Below are 24673 nucleotides of genomic sequence, written 5' to 3' on the forward strand. Positions count from 1 at the left end.
AGGGGGGAACGTCATGGGGACGATAACCAAAACGAGAAAATATATAGGTAAACGGAATCGTCTGGATAAGCCGGAGCTGTTGGCTCCTGCCGGAAATCTGGAAAAGCTGAAGTTTGCCGTTCACTATGGCGCGGATGCTGTATATATTGGTGGACAAAAATATGGTCTGCGTTCTAACGCCGATAATTTCAGTTTTGAAGAAATGCGAGAAGGTGTAGAATTTGCCAACAAGTACGGTGCTAAGGTGCTTGTGGCTACCAATATCTATGCCCACAATGAAGATATTGCCGGAATCGAGGAATACTTGCGCAATCTGTACGAGGCAGGAATTCATGCCGTTATTGTCGCTGACCCGGCTATTGTATCCGTGGCATTGCGTGCTGTTCCTGGATTAGAAGTGCATTTGAGTACACAGCAGTCCACGCTGAACTGGCAGGCGGTAAAGTTTTGGAAAAACGAGGGGCTACCGCGTGTAGTACTGGGTCGTGAGACCAGTCTGGAGGAAATCGAAGAAATCAAAAAGCATGTGGACATCGAAATCGAAGCTTTTGTCCATGGTGCGATGTGCTCTTCATTTTCCGGCCGCTGCGTGTTGTCCAATCACTTTACAGACCGTGATTCCAATCGTGGGGGATGTTGTCAGTCTTGCCGCTGGAAATACGATTTATTTGAGGATGCCCGCCCAGGTGAGGTTTGGATATCTGAGGAAGAGGCACAGGACAGCAATGCACTGAAACAGTTCCAGCTCGGTGTTAACCAGCTTCCACTGTTTGAAGAAAGCGATAATGCTTTTTCTATGGGTTCCAAGGATCTGTGTATGATTGAAAATGTCCCTGATCTGATTGATGTAGGTGTAGACAGTTTTAAAGTAGAGGGACGTATGAAGTCTATCCACTATGTGGCTACGGTCGTGAATGTCTATCGTCAAGCGATTGATTCCTATATGGCTGATCCTGAAAATTATGTGCTCAAACCAGAATGGATTGAAGAAATTAACAAGGCAGCCAATCGCCCGCTGAATACAGGATTTTTCTACGATACACCGGATCATGAGGATCATATTTATGAGCCGGAAGAAAAAGCAGTCCCTTATGATTTTGCTGGACTGGTCATGGACTACGATGCCGCGAGTGGCATCGCAACTATTCAACAACGGAACCATTTTAAACCCGGTCATGAAATTGAATTTTTCGGCCCGAACGGAACATTCTTTAAACAAACGGTCGGAACGATCTGGGATGAAGAAGGCAACGAATTGGATGCTGCTCGTCACCCGCTTCAACGAATTAGAATGAAGGTAGATCAACCCGTATCCTATTTTGATATGATGCGTAAAAAGAAGTAAATAAGCCTTAAGTCACAGGTTAAAAGATTCAAAAGCCTCTCCTATCGGTTGGAGAGGCTTTTTTTTGAATAGTTTTCTAGGAAAAAAGTTTCACAAAATTTAGTTGATACTCAAAGGAAAGCTACATTCCTTGTCGAATAGTTCCGATAGAAGTTATATAGATAATAGATACATAATGGATGACGTGGAATTAGAAACTAATTATATGGTGGCAGGTGAGAGGAATGGGTTTACGGAAAAAAGAGGGGAATACAGTAAAAAGGCAACCCAAGAAAACGGATCAAATGCAGGGTTTGAAAGGCAGTAAAGTGACCACGGAAAAAGGGGAACAAACGGGTGCGGTGTCTTCGAAGGTTGCCCCCTGGGTAGCTAAAGCGACTCGTAAAGGTACACACAATTTAAAGCGTTTACTTAAGCCGGAAAGGTACAGTAAAGATTTCATGCATTTGGTCAAAAACTATAATCCGATACGTTCGGTTGGAATGAAGTTGTTTCTGATCTTTTTTGCGGCAATTATGTTATTTGTGGTCAGCTTGGGGATGCTCTCATATTACAAGGCTAAAAGTACGATTGAGCAAAATGCAGCTACGGCTTATCAGCAGACCGTTCAGCAAACTTCAGAAAAGCTTGATATTATTCTAGAGCGCTTTCAAGATACATCGACACAGGTATTTTTCGATACTGAATTAAGTGATCAGTTGCAAAAGGCTGTAAAGCAAGATAAAAATCCCTTTGCATCTTTTGTTGCTATGGGCGAAGTGAATAAGAAGCTAACGAATCTTGCTTTTACGAATAAAGCGATTGATTCAATGTACTTGTACCCGGAAGAAACCAATTTAGCTGCTATGGGCACCGGAACACAAAAGGATGTACGGCAGGAAGCGTGGTTTAAGGATATTTTGAAAAACAAGGGAATGGTTTGGCTACCTACGCAGGTGAATGACAATGGTAGCAAGACCTTTCGTCTGGCACGCTCCATGAACAGCATGTCCGGGTTGGGAGGGACTTATGTTCTGGTTATGGATTTAAAGTCCAGTGCGGTGGAGGACGAGTTAAAAGGTATTAATTTGGGCTCAGGCAGTATGATTAGCCTTGTGACAGACAAGGGTGAGTTTGTAGGCTCTAACAATGAGAGCTTGACAGGAGGGAAGACAAAGCTGGATTACGTTTCCAAGCTTGAAGGAATCGAAGGAAATCAAATTATGGAGCAGGAAGCAGACGGTAAAAAGCAAAGTGTGCTTGCGGTTCATAATACGCTGGGAACTTCCAAGTGGATTCTCGTGGGTGTAGTACCTGTATCTGAGCTGGTGAGAGACGCTAAGGGGATTCTAACCACAACCTGGATATTTGCTGCAGTGGCTGCACTCATTGCATTGTTCATTGGCCTGTGGATCGTGCGCCTCGTGGCTCGTCCATTGACACATCTGAAAGATTTAATGGTCGAAGGCGCTAAAGGCAACTTGCAAATTCGAACGAGCTATAAGGCTCAGGATGAAATTGGGCAGTTGTCAGAAAGCTTTGATATGATGATGGAGCAAATTACATTGCTGGTACAACAGACGAATGCCTCAGCTCAGGAAGTTCTGAATACAGCGACAGAACTAGGTGATGCCTCGAAGAAGACAGCCATTTCAGCCAAAGAAATTGCAGCAGCAACGGAAGAGATTGCTCATGGCGCCGCCAGTTTGGCAACAGAGGCTGAACGTGGCAGCGGACTAACCGGGAATATATCTCAGCAAATGGATACGGTGATGGCTTCCAATTATGAAATGAGTCTGGTCGCACAAGAAGTTGAACAATCCAGTGAAAAAGGGACCATTCAGCTGAAAAATCTATTGGGCAAGACTCGGGTTACGGAAGAAACTACACATGCTCTGGTGGGCAAAGTAGATGAACTGAAGCAGACAACTTCGGATGTATTTAAGGTGCTGGACGTACTACAGGATATTGCGAAACAAACGAATATTCTATCACTGAATGCGACGATTGAAGCGGCACGAGCGGGGACGGCGGGGCGTGGTTTTATGGTGGTAGCTAATGAAGTTCGGCAGTTGGCTGAACAATCACGTCAAGCTATTCGTACGGCTACAGGCATTACTAACAACATCGTCAATGAAATGAATGAAACGGTACAGGCATTATCTGAGGTGTACCCGCTGTTCCGGGAACAGATGGGAGCCGTGCAGGAAACAACGGACATTTTCCAATCGGTGCAGCAGCAAATGGGAGAGTTCGCGCTACGATTGGGAACGGTCACTGCCTCCATTCATCATCTGAGTGAATCCCAGACCACTTTGTCCGAGGCAATGACCAATGTAAGTGCGGTGGCCGAGCAATCCTCGGCTACTTCGCAGGAAGTCGCTTCGCTCAGCACTGAGCAGGCCAATATTGGTAATCAACTGGTAGGTTTGTCGGATAAGCTGGAAGGAGTATCGGTGAATTTGAAGGAACAGCTTTCGCGGTTTACGGTGTAGATATAACAAGACCATGGGAATCAGGATTGTCACTGATCTCCGTGGTTTTGTACTTTTTATTAGTGGATGTGCTTAAAAATCCCTCAAGAAGGAAAGCAAAAGATGAATACAAACACAAAGGTAGCTTGGGTTGTGCTGGCCATTACTATTTTTATTACGTTTTTTTATTCATTAGACGAGATTTTAGATTGGAGTCCAGAAGCAGACATCACAAGATACAAATAAATTCGGAAACCCATTCACGTTAAAAGTTGAGTGGGTTTTCTTTTTCAACTACAGGACATACTACTGGAAAAATGATGAAAGAAGGATGGGTGTGCCGAGGCGTGGTAGCAGTTTCATACGAAAACGTCGAATTGCATATATGGCCTTGGGGGTGATGGCGCTACTGCTGATTTTATTATTCCGACTGGCTTGGATTCAGGGGACAGCGGGCATTCATATGTCTGTTTATGGAGGGCATTCGCTTAAGGAAATGTCAGCACGTCAGCGACAGGAGGGCATTTCTATCGACTCTGGACGTGGACAGTTTACGGACCGGCATGGGCAACCCTTGACTGGCGGAGTCGTATGGGCGCCAGTGCTTTTTCCCGATGTAGATGGCAAAGCGGCTATACATGGCGAAGAACTGGCTAAGCTACTGCGTACGAACAAGAATCAACTAACGACACGATGGAAAGGACTGCAATCCCCGCTCATATGGCGTGATGGGGGCGGAGAGCCCGTACAAATCAATCCGCATGAAGCAGGCAAGCTGCTGAAGCTAGCCCCTTCGCTTATCGAGCTTGTACCTTATGCGAAACGTTACAGGGATTTGCCCAATGGCAGGCAATGGCTTGGCTTTCTGTATAATCGTGCCGACCGAGCGAGTGAACTGCCAATGGGGGCAGCCGGGCTGGAAAGAACGTTGGAGCCGCTGCTGAGCGGCGTCGGTGAAACGTTCGTCTCCCGATTTGTAGATGCGCAGCGTCGTCCATTGACTCATGTACCGCTGCGTGTCAGTGCTCCATCCAATGGTCACTATCCATTACAGGTACAGACTACAATTGATCTACCTATACAGGAACAGATTGAAAAGCTGACGGAATCTAGTCATTTGGCAGAAGGGGCCGTGGTAGTGCTCGATGCAGGCAACGCGGATGTACTGGCGATGGTGTCTCGCCCTTTTTATAATCCTGGTCATGTTGATCCCCAGAAAAAAACAGACTGGTCTAATCGTGCACTTAAGGCGATAACGCCTGGTTCCATTTTTAAGTTGGTTACGGCTGCTGCTGCACTTGAATCAGGTGTTGTCCAACCGCAGGAACAATTCCATTGTCATGGAACTTATGGCAAGTACGGTTTGGCTTGCTGGAAAAAAGAAGGACACGGTACCCTGAACCTGGAGGAAGGGCTTGCCGTATCCTGTAATAGTGTGTTCGCTCATCTCGGTGAACGGCTCAATCCTGAGCAAATTCAGGCCACAGCCTCTGCATTGGGATTGGGCCGAACTGTGGGCTGGCAGGAGCGGAATCTTGCAGGGCTACCTCAATTCAGACCGCTGGATCACGAAGAAAAGGGAGCCGTATTCGGCTCCCATACGAACGCGTCTGATCCGGGCGTACGTGTACAGACAGCTATCGGTCAGCGCGATGTGCTGGTAACGCCTCTCCAAGCTGCTAATCTCATCGTCACCTTGCTGCACGATGGTCAAGTACGTGCACCACGCATTGTCAAACGCATTAGCTACGCAGACGGAAACACCTTACTGGAACTACCTACTCATGCTGTACCTTCATCCGAGGGTAGCCGCTCGATTCACACATCGACGGCTCGCATGCTTCGTGAAGCAATGGAAAAGGTTGTGACACAGGGGACTGGTGCCTCCTTGCGTAATAAATCATGGAATCTGGCCGGCAAATCGGGTACCGCCCAAGCTTTGAAGAACGGTCACCCTATCAATCACCAGTGGTTTATAGGGTATGGTCCGATAGAGCGGCCTCGTTATGCTGTCGCCGTCCTTGTGCAAAATGCTTCAACACATTCTACAAATCAAGCTACAGCACTGTTCGGTCAAGTAATGGATCTACTAGCTCAATCTTCCTCAGTTCCACGAGTAGCTACACGATCTTCCTCCTGAATTTTGACGATAAAAGGAGGCTCATCAAATTCCTCTGTCGGAAACCGAATCCATTGTTGCAGATAACCTTGCTGCCACAATTCCTTGAGCAAAATGATCAGAATGGGGGACAGGATTAATCCGGCCAATCCGAAGATGGATAACGATATAATGGCAAAGGAAAGCATCAGATAGGCAGATGAAACACCGATGGAGTTACCAGTAATTTTAGGCTCTGCCAGCTGGCGGACGATAACCGTGACAGCCATGACAATAAGCAACCCTACAGCCAGGCCGGTATTGCCTGTGATGAACAGATACACTGCCCACGGAATAAAAATAACAGGCACACCCAACAAGGGCAGGATATCAAACAAAGCTGCCACGAGCGCCAACGATAGGGCATTATCCACTTGCAAAATGAGTAAACCTATAAATACGAGAACAAAGGTAATCCCTACCAATAGAGCTTGAGCTTTGAGAAAGGCGGAGATAGCTTTTAGTACGTGATTTTTCAGAAAAAGGTAAGCCGTTTTTAGTGTCTTGGGTGTTTTACTACGGGCAATTCCCTTCCAAAGATTAATTTCCATACTTAAAAAGAACGCTAAAATGATCGCAACCGCAAAGTTGCCCATAAAAACAGTGAAAGAGCTGAGGAATTGTATGAAAAAGGATAACCCTAGCTGTGCCCATTTCGTAGCAATGGTGGTGGCAGTCGCAAAATAATCATTTACACGTTCGGTAACACCCGGAGGTAAAGCAGCAATTTTATCTTGAGAAAGATGAAGATACCGCGTGAATTCCGTTTGGATAATCTGCGTATAATGTGGGAGGTTTTGCGCGACTTTCGTAAATTGCGTAACCAGAATCAGGCCCAATCCGAAAAAAATAGCAAGTAAAAGGATGATAAACAGCAATACGGAGAGCGCAGAGGCGAAGGGCTTCTTCATTCCCTTGCGATGAAAATAACGAGCGGCAGGTTCAATGCACCAGAACACGACAAACGAAAGGAACACAGGTGCGGCAAGTTGATAGAGTTTGCTGGATACGAACATAATTAAATACACGGTTAATACGATCAGACCGATATCAAAAACGGTACGCCAATATTTTTTGTACAATGGAAGCATATGTATACAACGACTCCTTTTAGATTTTTATTTATTGTACACTAAATTGGACCTCAATGCTGACCATATGCAATAGCGAAATCTCGGCATGTTTACGTCATTGTGATAACATATAAGTAAGTGAGTTTTCCTCAGGAAGCCTGCTTGGGGAGTTCAGAATAGAAAAGTGGGGATAAAACGTGCAGACTCTGCTGTTATGGATGTTTTACATTTCAACTTTTTATGCTTTTATTCCGGCGCTGGTTAGTCGTATATTTGGTTTCCGGGTGTTCAGGCGCGGCAAAAGTGAGCAAGAATATGCACTCACCTTTGATGATGGTCCTGATCCAGTGTATACATCACAGCTGCTTGATTTACTGAAGCGTTTTGATGCCAAGGCTACTTTTTTTGTTGTTGGGATGAATGCAGAAAAATACCCTGAACTTCTGAAACGCATGCATGATGAAGGTCATCTAATCGGTATTCATAATTATGTGCACAAATCGAATTGGCTTATGCGGCCTGTTACGGTCAGAAGACAAATTGCCCAGACAGAGTCAGTCATTCGTCGAGTAACTGGCGAGGGAACGACCTTTTATCGCCCACCTTGGGGGATAGTGAACTTTTTTGATATTTCCAACACCCATGGTCGTCGAATCGTATTATGGTCCTCCATGTTCGGAGATTGGAAGGCAAGCATTGGAGCGAAACAATTGGCGGAGAGAATGCTCAAAAAGCTAAGGGGTGGCGAGGTGATGCTGCTCCATGACTGTGGTACGACATTGGGGGCAGACGCGGAAGCGCCCCAGAATATGCTAATCGCACTGGAGAAGCTGCTGAGGGTCGCCCAAGAACGACAATTGCGCAGCGTACGGGTGGATACATTGTTTTGCCGTCAGTCTGTCAATCAACCTACTGCCTCCGAGATGTTCAGTACGAGCTGGTCAAAAAGAACGCTGGTATGTGGATGGCTCCAGTATGAGCGGCTATTCCATGTTTTGTTTCGTCTTCGTCCCGTAAGTCAGGAGGATACGATCTTTTATTATCGTCGCCGTATCTATCATGGGCCAAATGTAAATTTGGAGAACGGCAGGTGGCTAGAAAAAGGGGACCCGGTAATCGAGCTTCATTTTGATAATAAAATGTTGTTTCAATTGGGTTCGACGGCAAAGTCTATGGTGCATCTAGCTATTCAATTGATTCGGATTGTGAAAAAACAACTTCCTGATCTTGCCCAACGGATTGTACATGATTCTGGAATGAAGGGTGTAAAGGCGATCTATGCAGTAAGTATGATTCATCGGGGACCAGAGAAGTTGGGATTTCAAGTTCGAGAGCTTCCCCAAGGACTGTTCAAGCATGTGTCCACTGTATATCTAAAGCTGTTATTTCGTGTCATCCATCCTTTGGGTTCAGAACAGTTGAGTGAAAAAAAAGATGTAATGGTACCGAAACTGATTGTGATGCCAATGGATACCTTGTTTGACCGTTTTCATCAGGGAGACTCACACTGCTCAGACGAAGCTCTTGAGCAAACAGCTCAGAGAGATGATGTCCATATACTCAACAGCGAAATGACTGAATAGCTAACCTAATGACCTAATAAAAAAGCCTCTCGATCCATTGTTAGGGATCGAGAGGCTTTTTAGCCGTTCATAAAGTAATCCTATCTTGGCAAAGCATTTAGATTTTCATAATTCCGCCGTTACTTGCGTTCGTCACCAGCTTGGAATAACGTGCCAGGTAACCCGTTTTCACCTTCGGCTCAAAGCCTTTCCAGTTGGCGCGACGACGTTCGAATTCTTCGTCCGTAATGTGGAGCTCAATCTTACGATTGTTCAAGTCCAGCTCAATGATATCGCCGTCCTCAACAAAAGCGATAGGTCCCCCTTCTGCGGCTTCGGGGGAAATATGACCGATGGAGATACCACGGGAAGCACCTGAGAAGCGTCCGTCTGTAATCAGACCCACCTTGGCACCAAGCCCCATGCCCACGATTTGTGAAGTTGGAGCGAGCATTTCAGGCATACCAGGTCCGCCCTTTGGACCTTCATAACGGATAACAACAACGTGTCCTTCATTAATTTTACCGTTGGCGATACCTGCCAGTGCATCTTCCTGTGAATCAAAGCAGATAGCAGGACCTTTGTGATAACCACCAACCGAAGGATCAACTGCACCGACTTTAATGATGGAGCCTTGCGGTGCCAGATTACCGAATAATACAGCCAGACCGCCACGTTCGGAATACGGGTTGTCCAGTTTATGGATAACGTTAGTGTCCAGAATTTCCTGACCCTCTACGTTTTCACGAATGGTTTTTCCGGTTACTGTAATACAGTCACCATGCAGTGCGCCCGGTTTCTTCAACAATTCATTCAGGACTGCGCTTACGCCGCCTGCATTATGAACATCCTCGATATGATAGTCGGAAGCAGGTGCCAATTTGGACAAATGAGGTACGCGGTTTGCGACTTCATTAATACGTTCGATAGGGTAGTCTACTTCTGCTTCATGGGCAAGTGCCAATGTATGCAATACGGTATTCGTGGAACCGCCCATTGCCATATCCAATGCAAATGCATTATCAATAGCTTCTTTAGTCACGATATCACGTGGTTTAAGATCCAGCTTAATCAATTCCATTAATTGGCGTGCAGATTGTTTAACGAATTCTTTACGTTCTTCTGCTACAGCAAGAATGGTGCCGTTACCCGGCATAGCCAGACCCATCGCTTCTGCGAGACAGTTCATGGAATTCGCTGTGAACATCCCTGAACAGGAGCCACATGTCGGACAGCCATATTGTTCTAATTCAAGCAAGCTTTGATCGTCGATTTTACCAGCCTGATATGCACCTACGCCTTCAAAGACGGAGGTCAGGGAAATAGAGCGTCCGTTCTTGTCTTTACCAGCTTTCATAGGACCGCCGCTGACGAAAATAGTTGGAATGTTAACGCGCAATGCGCCCATCATCATGCCAGGGGTAATTTTATCACAGTTAGGAATACAAACCATGCCGTCAAACCAGTGAGCGGAAACGACAGTTTCCAGAGAGTCAGCTATAATTTCACGGCTCGGCAGAGAATAACGCATACCGATGTGCCCCATGGCAATGCCGTCATCTACACCGATGGTGTTAAACTCGAAAGGTACACCACCTGCCTCACGAATGGCTTGCTTGACAATTTTGCCAAATTCCTGCAAATGGACGTGGCCCGGTACGATATCAATATACGAGTTGCATACCGCAATAAACGGTTTGTCAAAATCTTCTTCCTTGACACCCGCTGCGCGCAGCAAGCTGCGGTGAGGAGCGCGGTCAAAGCCTTTTTTAATCATATCGGAACGCATTTTCGTCTTAGCTGTCATGATGCTGGTTTCCCCCCAAAGTATAAAAATAGTATGGCGTTCAATGGACGCCGTAATAGCGCAGATGTTTTCTAAAGAGTCTATCATAGATGTGAGCTTTTTTCTACATATATGAAGATTTTGAAAAAGTACAAGAAGTGTTCTGTAATCAACAATATATAGATATGACCAGTTTTATTTGTCTATATATTGCATTTAGAAGAGGTTAGAATGTGATTCTATTAGAAATATGTATACTGATAGGTTTGCGTATCAGGTAAAATATGAAAGAGCCCATTCCTCAATAAAGCGGATGGGCTCAGGCTTGTTTTTATGTTAAAGGAGGGCGGAATATGACACTACACCTTAATTTCTGCCGCCTTTACGACCGATGTCTCTGTAGAAATTTTTGTCATGCGACTCAGCTGTAGCATCGCCGCCCTTTTTGCCGATTTCCTGATAAAATTCTTTATCATGAGAGTTTGCGGTTGCTTCCCCGCCTTTTTTACCAATCTCCTGATAAAATTCCTTATTGTGCTTCTTGGAAGTAGCTTCTCCACCCATACGACCTGCTTCTTCGCGACTCATTTTCCCCTGATTTTGATTACGTGCCATTACAAATCACTCCTTAATAAAAAAGTTGTTTTTTGTTGCGCGCATCCTTTACTTACCACATCACGCCTGTATGAAACAGGCTCTAAGTGGAGTAAAGAGAGGGTAGACTCGCTTACATGTTCGTCTGTGAGTGGGTTGTCGCGTGTTCAATGTTAAATAAAAAAGGGATAAAAAGATTACGCGGACCGTCTAAAAGGATAAGGAGCTGGCTTTAGCATCCACTCTACCTGTGGCTCAATCAGAGGTCTTGTTGCAGTTCGAACCCAAGGCATGGTCAACATACAGCACAGACCTGCAGCACACACTACAATCAACATGACTTCCACTGGAGTATCTATATATTCGTAGACTCCCTTTGCAACGACGGTACGGACGATCAAGCCATGGAGTAAAAAGACATATAGTGTCCGCCTTCCCATCTCGGTTATACGTCCTGTCACGGCCGGAACAAAGCTTAGAAACGCCATCGATGCTATCCATTGAACTCCATAAATGCCGATGCGGTAAATTCCTGCGTACCATTCGGTATGGCCCAATTCACCATAAGTCATATTGCCATACAGCCAGCCTGCCGGGATGCCGAAATACGACGTTCCCGCCAGTACCATAAGCAGAAGAGATACAATGCCAGCGATTATGCGGACTGGTGTTGTGAAGAACCGTCGAACGTCCGCATAATTCAAATGATAACCTGCTACAAAGTAAGGCAAATAAACAAAGGTTCTGCATACGCTCAGCCATATACCATCCACAGGGAGATACCCGACAAGGATACCCAGCAGCACGGATATACCCAATTGGAGGACAGGTGGTATTTTCTGAAAAGTCAGCATCAGCAGTCTCCAACAGATATGACTGGCAAGGAACCAGAGGAGCAGATAAGGAGCAAAGAACGAATGATGGATATGGGGAACGTGGAAGAGTGCAACATCCAAGATCGAATAAAGAGATTGAAAAATAAGATATTGCATACCGATCTGAAGCAGAACTTTTTGGCCTGCGGGTCCGGTCAAAGTTGATTTGGCAAAGTAGCCTGTAACGAGTACAAACAACGGCATATGGAACATGAATATCCAGCTGAACCATTGTTGGGCAATATGAAGTAAACCGACTAGAGGCTCCAGAGCATTTCCTGCAAATACGCATATGATCAACAGAAATCGCAAATTGAGAAAGAAGCTTTCCCCTTGTACATCATGGCTTGTCGTCATGTGTTTCCCTCCGAACGGCTTCTGCCGACTAAACTATTTAAAAAATAATTCTTTACAAGGAACAAGGTACGATACTCTGGACCTTATCATTGTGATTTTTTTCACAACGGTAAGCGCTACCATGTCCTTATTATGTGGCGAAAGCTTGAACACGGGACAAAGATGGGCTAATACCTGGAAATGTATGCTGATTTGACCCTGTATGTACAACGATGTTACCCTAACAAGGCTATAGTTACGCTGATGAATACAGCGACACATTTTATATTCAAATTACGAATTTCGAGGTACAAAAGGCGAAAGGAACTTTTACAATGAGAAGAAGAACAAGAAGATCATACAATTCATATGGGACACGTGGTCCTCGGAAAATATGGAAAATTCTCTTAGGCATCCTGATTGTCATTGTACTGATCGCAGGGTGGGGGGCATGGAAGGTATTTACGCCTTATCAGCCTGATGAGACGGCTGCTGCTGCATTAGCCGAAGTAGCGGATGCTGTGAAAGTAAATGAACAAGAACATTGGGTTGGTTTTGAGCCTGTAAAAAGAAGCGGAACTGGTGTCATTTTGTATCCAGGGGCGTTGGTGAAGCCCGAAAGTTATGCGCCCTTGGCACGCCGTCTGGCGGAAAAGGGTCATCATGTGATCATTGCAAAAATGCCACTGAACCTTGCTTTGATCTCCCCGGATTTAGCGAATGAAGTGCTAAAGGCATATCCGAAAGAAGCGTTTGTTATTGGAGGCCATTCGTTAGGCGGTGTGATGGCGGCCCGATATGCAGCTGCACATCCTGATCAGGTCAAAGGTGTATTTTTCCTCGCCTCCTACCCGGATAACAAGGGTAATTTAAAGGATAAAAATCTGCCCGTTATTTCTCTACTGGGAAGTGATGATGGAGTCGTCCAGATGGAAAATGTTCAAAGTGGAAGAACTTATTTACCAGCCAACACGCTGTATTTTACAGTTGAAGGGGGGAATCATGCCCAATTCGGCAGTTATGGTGTCCAAAAAGGGGATAATCCTGCAAAAATTAGCGCTGCCGAGCAATGGAATCAGACGGTAACGGCTTTACAGGACTGGATGAAAGAGAGTGTGGATGTGGCTGCTAAGAATCAGTAAAGGAGGTGTGCTGCATGTCTGAGCTGATCGTGCAGGGGGAGCGGTACCCATGCCGTGGTATTTTATTAGATAAAGATGGAACGTTGCTGGATTTTATTCAGTTGTGGGGCCCCTGGGCTCGTTCTATACTGGATATGATGGAGCAGCATCTTATCGTGGCAGGTGCCGGTTTTACGGTGGAAAAAGGTACCGTTCTAGGTACTGTTCACGATCAGGAGGGACGTGTGATCGGTTACGACCCTTCTGGCCCGCTGGCCATGGGGACGGTGGACGAAAGTACGGGGGTATTGGCTTGGCAGCTTTATAATGCTGGTGTACCGTGGAATGAAGCTGTACGGCTTGTCCGCGACTTTAATAAAACGGCGATGGCTGATATTCGGCGACATCGGGCAGCGAAGGTGTTTCCAGGGTTGCGGACATTGCTGGAGCAAAGCCGCCATGCCGGGCTGAAGCTAGCGGTTGTGACCTCTGACAGTACAGAGGCTGCACAGGAGCATTTGGAGTGGATGGGGCTGACATCCTATTTTGATGAGATTATCGGACATGATAGGGTTACATATGGTAAGCCTGACCCGGAAATGGCTGAAAAAGCCTGCGCATTACTAGGATTGTCGCCGGCGGACGTGGTAGTCATCGGAGACAGCAATGGGGACATGCAGATGGGCAAACGTGCCGGAGTGCGGCTCGCTATTGGATTTGCGCCAGAAGCAGAACGTTCTGGTCATTTGCTGGATGCGGATAAGGTTGTTCGTGGATATGAAGAGCTGGAGGTGCGTAGGGTATGAAAGTTAATACGTTGGCGGAATGGATACAGCAATCGCAGAATATTGTTTTTTTCGGCGGTGCAGGCACATCGACGGAAAGTGGTATTCCGGATTTTCGTTCGGCAGCAGGCCTGTATCAAAGTGAGGAGAAATTGCCTTATTCCCCTGAGGTTATGCTGAGCCGTTCATTTTTTGTGAAGCATCCTGAAGTGTTCTTCGACTTCTATCGCAGCAAAATGCTGCATCCCGATGCGGAGCCGAACGGTTGTCATCATTTCCTCGCGTCATTGGAAAAGCAAGGCCGTCTAAAAGCGGTTGTGACCCAAAATATTGACGGCTTACATCAGGCTGCCGGCAGTGTGAATGTACTAGAACTTCATGGCTCGGTGCATCGGAACCACTGTATGGAATGCGGACGTTTTTACAGCCTAGATGAAGTGATGAACAGCTCTGAGGTTGTACCCAAATGTCCAATAGATGGAGGAATTATCAAACCGGATGTCGTTTTATATGAGGAGGAGCTGAATCAGGATACCATTATTCAATCCGTTCAGGCTATTTCGCAGGCTGATCTGCTGTTAATTGGAGGAACGTCGCTGACAGTACATCCCGCTGCGGGCTTGATTACTTATTTTCGTGGTAAACATACAGTGCTGCTGAATACAGATCCCACCTCGTATGATCATAAGGCGGATCTTTTGATCACCGATCCAATCGGTAAAGTTATGGAAAAACTTGCTCATCAATTAGGTCTGTAATCGTTTTCTTGTCAACGCCTGGATAAAAGCGCTATGATGATGTTGTGATGGACATTACAATGTTTCGAGAGAGGCTGGGATAGCATGGTTTATTTAGCTGGCGAAGATCGTTATGAAACTATGAAATATAACCGTACAGGGAGATCAGGTCTAAAACTGCCCGCTATTTCGCTGGGCTTGTGGCACAATTTCGGCGGGATTAACAACGCGGAGAATGGCCGTAGCATGATTACTCGCTCCTTTGATCTGGGAATTACGCATTTTGATTTAGCTAATAACTATGGCCCTCCTGCGGGATCAGCTGAGGAATTTTTTGGACAAGTATTAGCCAGTGATATGAAACCGTATCGAGATGAGTTGGTCATCTCCACCAAAGCGGGCTACAATATGTGGGCAGGGCCTTATGGTGACTGGGGATCTCGCAAGTATATGATATCTAGTCTGGATCAGAGCCTGAAGCGGATGGGGCTGGACTATGTCGACATATTCTACTCTCACCGATTTGATCCTGATACGCCGCTGGAAGAAACGATGGGAGCACTGGATCATATCGTACGATCCGGCAAAGCGCTGTATGTGGGTGTGTCCAATTATAGTGCGGAGCAAACAGCAGAAGCAGCTCGCATTCTGAAGGAGCTGGGAACACCGCTTCTGATTCATCAGCCGAAATACTCCTTGCTCGACCGCTGGATTGAAAACGGATTACAAGATGTACTGGACGAAAACGGGGTAGGCAGCATTGCCTTTTGCCCGCTGGCGCAGGGATTGCTGACCAATAAATATTTGAACGGAATTCCCGAGGATTCACGTGCAGCGAGTACTTCGGTTTTCCTGAATGAGAACCATGTGACGCCAGAGACACTTCGCAAGGTACGCGCCCTGAATCAGATGGCTGCTGCACGCGGACAAAGTTTGGCTCAATTTTCGCTGGCCTGGGCTCTGCGCGGCGAACGTCTGACCTCTGTCTTGATTGGGGCAAGCCGTGTAAGCCAAATTGAAGAAAATGTTGCTACCTTATCCAATCTGGACTTTTCTCAGGAGGAATTGGATCGGATTGATTCGATTCTGAATGCCGGGAACTGACAGGACGGCGGCACAGCCTAATGGCGAAATAATTTGTAGTCATCGGCCTAATTTCGTGTTCTCTTATACAATATAAATTAACAGCCCGTATCCGTTTGAAGGATGCGGGCTGTTTAAGTCTGTTTTACGACTGTGGATACTGCTTAACCTTGCTTCGGTACTCGGTTGGAGACTGACCACAGAAGCGTTTGAATTGACGTGAGAAATATAAGGCATCGGTTAGTCCGACCGAAGCGGCCACTTGCTCTACCGATAGTTCCGGACGCTCACGCAGCAGTTGACGTGATTTGTCGATTCTTAGCTTAAGCAGATAGGTGACGGGGGAGATCCCCGTTTCCTTTTTAAATATCCGTGACAAATACGCACGATTATAACCAAGTCCTTCAGACATTTGCTCAATGGAAACGGGGTGTGCGTACTGAGTGGACATATATTGAACCATCTGCTTGACTGTACGTTGAATTTGCGAATCCGCCCCGGACGGATCAGTCCAGTCACTCAGGTAATTGCCTGCTTCCCCCATAATCAGATACAAATAGCCCAAGGCTGATAGATGAGAACTAGATTTTCTGCTATAAAAGGCCAGTTGCATTTGCTCCAAATAACCGGGGATGGGACTTTGATCGGAAGCATGAAAGACAGGCTGGTGAACACGTAACCCGGCCTCTTGCACCACCTGCTCAGTATGGTGTCCGGTAAACGCAGACCAACGATAACGCCACGGTTCCTCATCATCAGAGGTATAGCTCACCAGCTGACCGGGATGAATAAGGAAAAAATCGTTTTCTTCAAGCTGATATGTGTGCTGTTCCGTTCGGAAGATACCTCTGCCCGATTCTACAAAGTGTAGCAGATAGTAATCATAGATTTTCGGCCCCACGGCATGACCGGATTTGGTCTGGCTCTCTCCTGCAAAAAGCACATGCAGCGGGCTATTTTCATAAAACACCGGATTAGAGGCGACGGCATAACTATATGAATACGCTTGCAAAATAGGGTCATCCTTCCTGCATTTGTGAATGGTTTAGCGGATGCGGTATACTTACATTGTACATATCCAAGTCACATTTATCCATAGCTTAAACACATGGATGCATTACATTGTGTGACGCTTTCATTTATACTGAAATCATAAGAGATGTCAACCTGATTAAGATGTTACAGGGAAATCAGGAGGGCCTTTACTAACGGTATATGAGGTGGATGCGGATATGAACTCTACTGAATTAAAGAAACATTTTATTGAAAAATATGGTGAAAGCAGCAATGAACTGCGGATATTTCATGCACCTGGACGTGTCAATCTGATTGGAGAGCATATCGACTATAACGGTGGTTATGTACTCCCGGCTGCGCTGGAATTCGGAACGACGCTAATCCTTCGTGCGCGCAATGATGATGAAATTCATTTTGCTTCGACAAACCTGTCGTATGAAGTGTCTATCCCCCGTGGAGAAATAGGTAAAAACAAAACGGATGAGTGGGTGGACTATCCGGTGGGTGTGCTGGTGGAGTTGGCTGAAAAGGGAGTTCATCCGTCTAACGGATATGACCTGCTCTATCATGGAGAAATACCGAATGGTGCTGGATTATCCTCCTCAGCCTCCATTGAGGTTGTTACAGGATACGCGTTCCTCACGATCGAAAAACAGGAAACAGATACGGTCGAAATCGCTTTGTTGTCCCAGCGGGCAGAAAACAATTACGTTGGTGTCAATTGCGGTATTATGGACCAGTTCGCTGTAGCGAACGGAGCAGCTGATCATGCAATTCTGCTGATGTGCGATACGTTAGAGTACCGTAAAGTGCCATTCCGCACGGGGGCTTATAAGCTCGTGATCGGCAATACAAACAAGCGTCGCGGTTTGGTGGACTCAGCCTATAACGAGCGTCGTAGCCAGTGTGCCGAAGCACTGTCCATTTTACAGCAGCAGGAGCCATCACTGGAATACCTCGCTCAGCTGGATGAGGCACGTTTCGGAGAGCTTCAGCATCACATCGCGGACCAAACAGTGCGTCGGCGGGCACAGCATGTGGTGGAGGAAAACGCTCGTGTGTTGGCCTCTGTCGATGCTCTCGCAGCGAATGAACTTGCAGCTTTTGGTCAGTTAATGAATGCTTCTCATGATTCATTGCGCGATTTGTATGAGGTCAGCTGCACGGAGCTGGACGTCATGGTTGAAGAAGCACGACGCATTCCTGGCACGCTGGGTGCTCGTATGACAGGAGCCGGATTTGGAGGTTGTACGGTTTCATTGGTTCATGAGGACGATGTGGAACGTTTTGTGAAGGAAGTCGGCGAAGCTTATCAGACCCGCACAGGGCTGGAAGCCAGCTTTTATGTATGCAAGGCAGGAGACGGAGTAAAAGAACTGAAGGAGGACGAATAACATGGCCATTTTAGTCACAGGTGGAGCTGGATATATCGGTTCACATACCGTAGCAGAACTGTTGGATCTGGGAGAAGAAGTTGTGGTGCTGGACAATTTGCAAACCGGGCACAAAGCAGCATTGCTTGGAGGCAAGTTGTATGAAGGGGATTTGAGGGATAAAGAACTACTGTCCAAACTGTTCTCTGAAAATAGTATCGATGCAGTTATCCATTTTGCAGCCAATTCGCTGGTTGGAGAAAGCATGCAAAATCCTGGTAAATATTACGACAACAATGTATTTGGCACGCTGAGCTTGCTGGAGGCGATGAAGGATGCTGGAGTGCGCCGAATCGTGTTTTCCTCTACTGCGGCTACCTACGGCGAACCGGAAAAGGTGCCGATTGAAGAGGGAGACCGTACAGAGCCAACCAACGTGTATGGTGAAACAAAGCTGATGATGGAGCGCATGATGTCGTGGTTTGATAAAGTTTTAGGCATCAAATATGTGTCTTTACGGTATTTTAATGCGGCTGGTGCACATGAGAGCGGCAAGATCGGTGAAGATCACCGACCAGAAAGCCATCTGATCCCATTAGTGCTCCAGACAGCCTTGAAGCAACGTCCACACATCGCTGTGTTTGGTGAGGATTATGCGACACCTGACGGCACGTGTGTTCGGGATTACATTCACGTGAGTGACCTGGCGGATGCTCATGTGCGTGCAGTAAATTACTTGCGCGAAGGCAATGACAGCAACGTATTCAACTTGGGCAATGGACAGGGCTTCTCTGTGAAAGAAGTTATTGAGACGGCACGCAAGGTCACTGGACTCGACATTCCAGTTGTTACAGAGCCACGCCGCGCAGGCGATCCAGCGATATTGGTTGCATCTTCTGACAAGGCTCGTTCGGTGTTGGGCTGGAGTCCAGCACGTACCCAATTGGAGGATATTATTAGCGGAGCATGGGGATGGCATCAGTCGCACCCTCACGGCTACGGCGACGAATAGACGGGAGACGATGACATATGAGCGAGCGCCAATCCGCAGATAAAGGCCAAGGCCGGGAACTTTCCCGGCATCTGGCCCATGACATCGACGAAACTGTGCAGCAATCGGCTCTATATGCGGTGGAGCAACTGGTTGCATTCGCACAAAACAAGGGCTTGATCGGTCCGCAAGATACAGATTACAGCCGTAATCTGCTGTTGGAGCAGTTTGGGTTTTCGGAGCCTTATTCAGGTGGGGAGGCAGGGGGCGTTATGGCCCCCGATGCTCTCCAGCCTGTGCTTAATGTATTGATAGATTATGGTTTTGCCATAGGACTTATCCCTGAAAACACAGATACGTATCGCGATTTGTTGGATTCCAAAATCATGGGACTGCTGATGGCGAGACCGTCTGAAGTCATCCGTGACTTTCATCAAACGGAGGATGAACGTGGTATAGAGGCGGCGACAGATGCTTTTTATCAATTATCCATCGATTCGAACTACATTCGAATGGATCGGGTTTCCAGCAATGTGTACTGGAATCAGTCGACATCTTACGGAGATATGGAAATCACGATTAATTTGTCCAAGCCAGAAAAAAGTCCTAAGGAAATTGCGATGGCGAAGCTTTTGCCGCCGCCAGTTTATCCCAAGTGTCAATTATGCCGTGAAAACGTCGGATATGCAGGAAGAGTAAATCATCCGTCCCGTCAAAATCTGCGTATCATTCCGGTGGAATTGAATGGGGAGCCGTGGTTTTTTCAATACTCACCCTATGTGTATTATAACGAGCATTGCATCGTGTTCCATCATGATCATGTACCGATGAAGCTTACGAAGGATACACTGCGGCGTTTGCTGGCCTTTACGAAAGCGTTTCCGCATTATTTTATTGGCTCCAATGCGGATCTGCCGATTGTCGGCGGATCGATCCTGACCCATGATCATTTTCAGGGTGGTCGTCATACATTCCCAATTGAAAAAGCGGGTGTGGACGGTGTATACCATAATGAAGCGTTCCCGCAGGTTACAGCAGGGATTGTAAAATGGCCGATGTCGGTCATCCGTTTTACGTCAACAGATGCCGAGGCGCTGTTGGAGGCGGGAAATGCTGCTTTTGAAGCCTGGAAAGTTTATAGTGATCCTGTAGCTGATGTCCTCTCTCATACAGAGCAGGAGGGGGAAACGATTCCACATAATACTGTGACGCCGATTGTGCGCCGAGATTCCGAAGGCAGGTATCAGATGGATCTCGTACTGCGTAACAATCGAACGAGTGAAGAGTATCCGGAAGGTATTTTCCATCCTCATCGCGAGATGCATCACATCAAGAAGGAAAATATCGGTCTGATCGAAGTTATGGGACTTGCCATATTACCGGGGCGGCTCAAGGATGAACTGGATGGGATTGCAGATATTTTGTGTGGGGATGACAAACTGGCTGTGGCTATGCAGCAGGAAGGACACCCACTGTTTAAGCATGCAGACTGGATTTATCAGTTAAACACTCGGTTCGGTCGTTTGCCTGACAAGGAAACGGCTGTTCGTACCGTACAAAATGAAGTTGGACTGAAATTCAGTGAAATTTTAGAGCATGCAGGAGTGTATAAACGGAATGAGACCGGGCAGCAGGCGTTTGGTCGTTTTATGAAACAATTGGGATATACTTTGGGAGAATAAAATCGCTGGTGCAGCACATAATACACTACGAGAACCCTCCCAAGATATGACATGGAACCATACTCCTCAAGGAGTGTGGTTTTTTTCTGAAAATAAAGCAATTTGTTTCCTGTAACCGAAAAGGTTATAATAGAGTAGTTTCTTAACATTAAACTTTAGAACTATTGGAGGCGAGCGTTTGCGATGAAAGCATTCGAATTTTATAATCCTACACAATTGATCTTCGGTAAAGGACAATTGGAGGCTCTCAAGCGTGAAGTTCCTAAATATGGTAAACGTGTACTGCTTGTATATGGCGGCGGCAGCATTAAGCGCAGCGGTTTGTACGATAATGTAATAAGTTTGCTTGGTGAAATTGGTGCAGAGGTAACGGAACTGGCTGGTGTAGAGCCGAATCCTCGCTTATCTACAGTACATAAAGGCGTGGAATTGTGTAAAACACATCAAATCGACCTCGTTCTGGCTGTAGGCGGTGGTAGTGTGCTGGATTGTTCCAAAGCCATTGCTGTTGGTGCAAAATATGATGGCGACATGTGGGATTTTGCAGAGCGTAAAGCGGCACCACAGGCAGCATTGCCATTAGGTACAGTTTTGACCATGGCAGCTACCGGTTCTGAAATGAATGCGGGTTCTGTTATTACAAATGAAAAAACACAGGAAAAATTGGGATGGGGTAGCGTATTTGCGTTCCCTGCGTTTTCTATTCTTGACCCTGTAAACACATACTCACTGCCACAAAATCAAACCGTTTACGGAATCGTAGATATGATGTCACATACGCTGGAGCATTATTTCCATTTGGAATCCAATACTCCGGTCCAACTTGGCTGGTGCGAAACGATTTTGCGTACGGTCATGGATGCGGCTCCAGGTCTGGTCAACGATCTGGAAAACTACGAGCTGCGTGAAACGATTATGTATTGTGGTACGATGGCGCTGAACGGCTTCCTGAACATGGGGCTGACAGGTGACTGGGCTACTCACAATATCGAACATGCGGTGTCTGCTGTTTATGATATTCCACATGGTGGAGGACTGGCTATTCTGTTCCCGAACTGGATGAAACACAATCTGCATGTGAAGCCTGAACGCTTCAAACAACTGGCCGTCAATGTGTTCCATGTAAACCCAGAAGGCAAGAGTGATGAAGAAGTGGCGCTGGAAGGTATTCAGGCGTTGCGTGATTTCTGGAACTCGATTGGTGCACCAAGCCGTCTGGCTGATTACGATATTGATGCGTCCCAGATCGATGTTATGGCTGATAAAGCTGTGAAATTCGGATCTTTTGGTGGTTTTAATAAGCTCAATCGCGAAGATGTAGTCGAAATTTACAAAGCATCTCTGTAAACTGATACTTGTATCATTTTAAGCACGTTTGTGCGTCATTCGACGTACGAACGTGCTTTTTTGGGTTCAACGTGGGATTTTGGAGGAAAATTTTGAAACTTTTTAAGGTTGAATACGTAAACATAGTTATAGACTGGAAACCAGACTGAAAAGGTACATGGAAGGAGGAGTCGCATGGAAACCATATTTTGGTGGTTATTGGCAGGGGGCGCTATCTTTACCGTAGTCAGTGTGCTGATTGGAGATGTACTCGGTGGTTGGCTGGATGGTGCATTGGAGCTACCGAGCCTCGATTGGTTCAGACCTGTCGTTTTACTTGGAGCCATGACCGCTTTTGGCGGAGCTGGAGTTCTGCTGACAAAGTATACTGGGCTGAGCATGGGGTGGGTCGTCGTGCTTGCTTTAGGGATTGCGTTTGTCATCGGAATACTCGTGTTCTTTGCGTTTATCAAGCCCATGGCGAATTCGGAAGTATCCAGCGGTTTCTCCATGCGTGAGCTGACTGGCCGGATCGGTGAGGTCACCATTCCTGTACCTGAGGTTGGTTACGGGGAGGTTATGATCCGCTTGGGTGCAGGCAACACCATACATACAGCATCGAGCTTCGATCACAAACCGCTTGCTGCGGGAACCCGTATCGTCGTGGTTGAGGTCGCAGAGGGCGTCGTCCGCGTAGCGTACCTGGACACATAGACGGCGCATTCGCTTAACTTGAAGGGAGCGTGATCGGGAGTGTCAAATTTGCAAGATATTGTGTTGGTCCCTGGGATTGTTGTCATCGTTATCGTTATATTAGGGATCGCTTTTTGGGCCCGTTACAAAACGGTAGGACCGGATGAAGGGATGATCGTGACGGGCTCTTTTCTGGGAAATAAAAATATTTCCGAGGATGACTCTGGACGCAAAATTAAAATTGTACGCGGCGGGGGGGCCTTCATTTGGCCAATTTTCCAGCAGTCCGAATTCATCTCTCTGTTGTCCCATAAACTGGACGTAACCACACCGGAAGTGTATACGGAGCAAGGAGTTCCCGTGATTGCGGATGGTGTGGCGATTATCAAGGTCGGCAGTTCTATTGAGGATGTGGCTACAGCAGCCGAGCAGTTCATCGGGAAGCCACTGGAGGCTCTTAGAGGAGAGGCTCAGGAAGTGCTGGAGGGACATTTGCGCGCAATCCTCGGTTCGATGACAGTGGAAGAAGTTTATCGTAATCGGGATCGGTTTGCGCAGGAAGTACAGGGCGTGGCTGCTCGTGATCTGAAAAAGATGGGCTTGCAAATCGTTTCATTCACCATCAAAGATGTGCGTGATAAGCACGGATATCTGGATGCGCTTGGTAAGCCGAGAATTGCCGCTGTGAAACGGGATGCTGAGATTGCAGAAGCCGAGGCTGTGCGGGATGCACGGATTCAGAAGGCGCGTGCGGAACAGGAAGGCCAGAAGGCCGAACTGCTGCGGGATACCAACATTGCGGAGGCAGCCAAGGAGAAGGAACTGAAAGTGGCTTCGTTTAAGAAAGAACAGGATACAGCGAAGGCAGAAGCCGATCAGGCTTATCACATTCAGGAGGCCCGTGCCAAGCAGACTGCTGTCGAAGAGCAGATGAAGGTCGAGCTGGTGCGCAAAGAACGGGAAATTGATCTTCAATCCAAGGAAATACAGGTACGTGAAAAGCAATATGATGCGGAAGTGAAAAAGAAGGCAGAAGCCGATCGGTATGCGGTCGAGCAAGCGGCGGAAGCAGATAAATCGCGTAAAATGCGTGAGGCTGAATCGCTGCAATACTCGATTGAGACACAGGCTAAAGCGTCAGCTGAACAAAAACGTCTCAACGGGCAAGCAGAAGCGGATGCCGAACGCGCCAAAGGTACGGCAGACGCAGATGTCATCCGTTTGCGTGGACTTGCAGAAGCGGAGGCCAAGGAAAAACTGGCGGAGGCGTTCCAAAAGTTTGGAGAGGCTGCCGTGCTCGATATTATCGTGAAAATGTTGCCTGATCTGGCTGGACGTATTGCCGAACCGATTGCGTCCATTGATAAACTCACCGTAGTTGATACGGGAAAAGGAGAAGGAGCAGCGCGTGTCAGCAATTATGTCACCGAACTGATGGCTACGGCACCCGAGATGCTGAAGAGTGTATCCGGTATTGATGTGGAGCAGTTAATCAAGGGGTTGACCACGGGGAAAAAAGGCCTTCATTCCGTGCCGCCTTCCGGTGAAGCGAATAAGCAGCCTCTTCCAGCCTCGGTGGAGGTAGCGCTAACAGATAAAGAATAACGATAAGTCTTTGGGGAGCATTTATCCCTAACCAAAAGACCGCTTTTCATCACAGCATTTCCCGGCAATGTGATGAAA

General features: G+C 46.9%; 19 protein-coding genes. 14 read left to right on the forward strand and 5 right to left on the reverse strand.

Annotated elements, in window-relative coordinates; genetic code table 11:
- Positions 1-13 precede the first annotated feature (13 nt).
- The 3 genes from ACL9RM_RS21175 to ACL9RM_RS21185 all read left to right on the forward strand — a co-directional run bounded on the left by ACL9RM_RS21175 (position 14) and on the right by ACL9RM_RS21185 (position 5938).
- Positions 14-1345: a peptidase U32 family protein gene (locus ACL9RM_RS21175; RefSeq protein ID WP_039272863.1), complete on the forward strand. Its 1332-nt coding sequence runs from the start codon at positions 14-16 to the stop codon at positions 1343-1345.
- Between the two features lie 224 nt (positions 1346-1569).
- On the forward strand, positions 1570-3819 hold the full coding sequence (locus tag ACL9RM_RS21180; RefSeq protein WP_414126541.1) for a methyl-accepting chemotaxis protein: 2250 nt from the start codon (positions 1570-1572) through the stop codon (positions 3817-3819).
- Positions 3820-4129: 310 nt separating this feature from the next.
- Positions 4130-5938, forward strand: a complete 1809-nt coding sequence (locus ACL9RM_RS21185) for a peptidoglycan D,D-transpeptidase FtsI family protein (RefSeq protein WP_250266487.1) — start codon at positions 4130-4132, stop codon at positions 5936-5938.
- Here the strand turns inward: ACL9RM_RS21185 and ACL9RM_RS21190 are convergent.
- Complete coding sequence (locus tag ACL9RM_RS21190) at positions 5893-7047, reverse strand: AI-2E family transporter (RefSeq protein WP_250266486.1); 1155 nt, start codon at positions 7045-7047, stop codon at positions 5893-5895. The two genes, ACL9RM_RS21185 and ACL9RM_RS21190, sit on opposite strands and share 46 nt — an antisense overlap.
- A 179-nt stretch (positions 7048-7226) precedes the next feature.
- On the opposite strand from ACL9RM_RS21190, the gene ACL9RM_RS21195 reads away from it, so the two are divergent.
- Positions 7227-8612: a polysaccharide deacetylase family protein gene (locus ACL9RM_RS21195; protein WP_250266485.1), complete on the forward strand. Its 1386-nt coding sequence runs from the start codon at positions 7227-7229 to the stop codon at positions 8610-8612.
- Positions 8613-8709: 97 nt separating this feature from the next.
- Here ACL9RM_RS21195 and ilvD read toward each other — a convergent pair whose 3' ends face one another.
- The 3 genes from ilvD to ACL9RM_RS21210 form a co-directional block, all read right to left on the reverse strand.
- Complete coding sequence (gene ilvD / locus ACL9RM_RS21200) at positions 8710-10398, reverse strand: dihydroxy-acid dehydratase (RefSeq protein WP_023989895.1); 1689 nt, start codon at positions 10396-10398, stop codon at positions 8710-8712.
- 345 nt (positions 10399-10743) lie between these two features.
- Positions 10744-10992, reverse strand: a complete 249-nt coding sequence (locus ACL9RM_RS21205; RefSeq protein ID WP_023989894.1) for a KGG domain-containing protein — start codon at positions 10990-10992, stop codon at positions 10744-10746.
- Between the two features lie 176 nt (positions 10993-11168).
- Positions 11169-12203: an acyltransferase family protein gene (locus ACL9RM_RS21210; protein WP_250266484.1), complete on the reverse strand. Its 1035-nt coding sequence runs from the start codon at positions 12201-12203 to the stop codon at positions 11169-11171.
- A gap of 314 nt (positions 12204-12517) precedes the next feature.
- On the opposite strand from ACL9RM_RS21210, the gene ACL9RM_RS21215 reads away from it, so the two are divergent.
- From ACL9RM_RS21215 to mgrA, 4 genes are all read left to right on the forward strand, one after another.
- Complete coding sequence (locus ACL9RM_RS21215; protein WP_061829271.1) at positions 12518-13324, forward strand: alpha/beta fold hydrolase; 807 nt, start codon at positions 12518-12520, stop codon at positions 13322-13324.
- Between the two features lie 14 nt (positions 13325-13338).
- Positions 13339-14109, forward strand: coding sequence for an HAD family hydrolase (locus tag ACL9RM_RS21220; protein WP_250266483.1), 771 nt, complete (start codon positions 13339-13341; stop codon positions 14107-14109).
- On the forward strand, positions 14106-14846 hold the full coding sequence (locus ACL9RM_RS21225; protein ID WP_103049331.1) for an NAD-dependent protein deacylase: 741 nt from the start codon (positions 14106-14108) through the stop codon (positions 14844-14846). The genes ACL9RM_RS21220 and ACL9RM_RS21225 overlap by 4 nt, the downstream gene beginning before the upstream one ends.
- An 84-nt stretch (positions 14847-14930) precedes the next feature.
- Complete coding sequence (mgrA, locus tag ACL9RM_RS21230; protein ID WP_061829268.1) at positions 14931-15929, forward strand: L-glyceraldehyde 3-phosphate reductase; 999 nt, start codon at positions 14931-14933, stop codon at positions 15927-15929.
- Between the two features lie 124 nt (positions 15930-16053).
- Here the strand turns inward: mgrA and ACL9RM_RS21235 are convergent, their stop codons facing one another.
- Positions 16054-16920 carry an AraC family transcriptional regulator gene (locus ACL9RM_RS21235; protein WP_061829267.1) on the reverse strand — a complete coding sequence of 289 codons (867 nt, stop codon included), beginning with the start codon at positions 16918-16920 and terminating at the stop codon, positions 16054-16056.
- Between the two features lie 220 nt (positions 16921-17140).
- Between ACL9RM_RS21235 and ACL9RM_RS21240 the strand changes: the two genes are divergently transcribed.
- The 6 genes from ACL9RM_RS21240 to ACL9RM_RS21265 all read left to right on the forward strand — a co-directional run bounded on the left by ACL9RM_RS21240 (position 17141) and on the right by ACL9RM_RS21265 (position 24595).
- Positions 17141-18319: a galactokinase gene (locus tag ACL9RM_RS21240; protein ID WP_069290182.1), complete on the forward strand. Its 1179-nt coding sequence runs from the start codon at positions 17141-17143 to the stop codon at positions 18317-18319.
- A gap of 1 nt (position 18320) precedes the next feature.
- Entirely contained in the window at positions 18321-19310 is a 990-nt protein-coding gene (galE, locus tag ACL9RM_RS21245; RefSeq protein WP_023989887.1) for a UDP-glucose 4-epimerase GalE, read from the forward strand.
- Between the two features lie 17 nt (positions 19311-19327).
- Complete coding sequence (locus ACL9RM_RS21250; protein ID WP_250266482.1) at positions 19328-20971, forward strand: UDP-glucose--hexose-1-phosphate uridylyltransferase; 1644 nt, start codon at positions 19328-19330, stop codon at positions 20969-20971.
- 183 nt (positions 20972-21154) lie between these two features.
- Complete coding sequence (locus tag ACL9RM_RS21255) at positions 21155-22318, forward strand: iron-containing alcohol dehydrogenase (RefSeq protein ID WP_028542451.1); 1164 nt, start codon at positions 21155-21157, stop codon at positions 22316-22318.
- Positions 22319-22492: 174 nt separating this feature from the next.
- Positions 22493-23011 carry a protease gene (locus tag ACL9RM_RS21260; protein WP_061829262.1) on the forward strand — a complete coding sequence of 173 codons (519 nt, stop codon included), beginning with the start codon at positions 22493-22495 and terminating at the stop codon, positions 23009-23011.
- 48 nt (positions 23012-23059) lie between these two features.
- Positions 23060-24595 (forward strand): flotillin family protein, encoded by a 1536-nt coding sequence (locus ACL9RM_RS21265; RefSeq protein WP_061829261.1) that lies wholly within the window; start codon positions 23060-23062, stop codon positions 24593-24595.
- Positions 24596-24673: the final 78 nt, after the last annotated feature.

The organism is Paenibacillus sp. S29, from assembly GCF_049319765.1.
GTDB lineage: Bacteria > Bacillota > Bacilli > Paenibacillales > Paenibacillaceae > Paenibacillus > Paenibacillus polymyxa_B.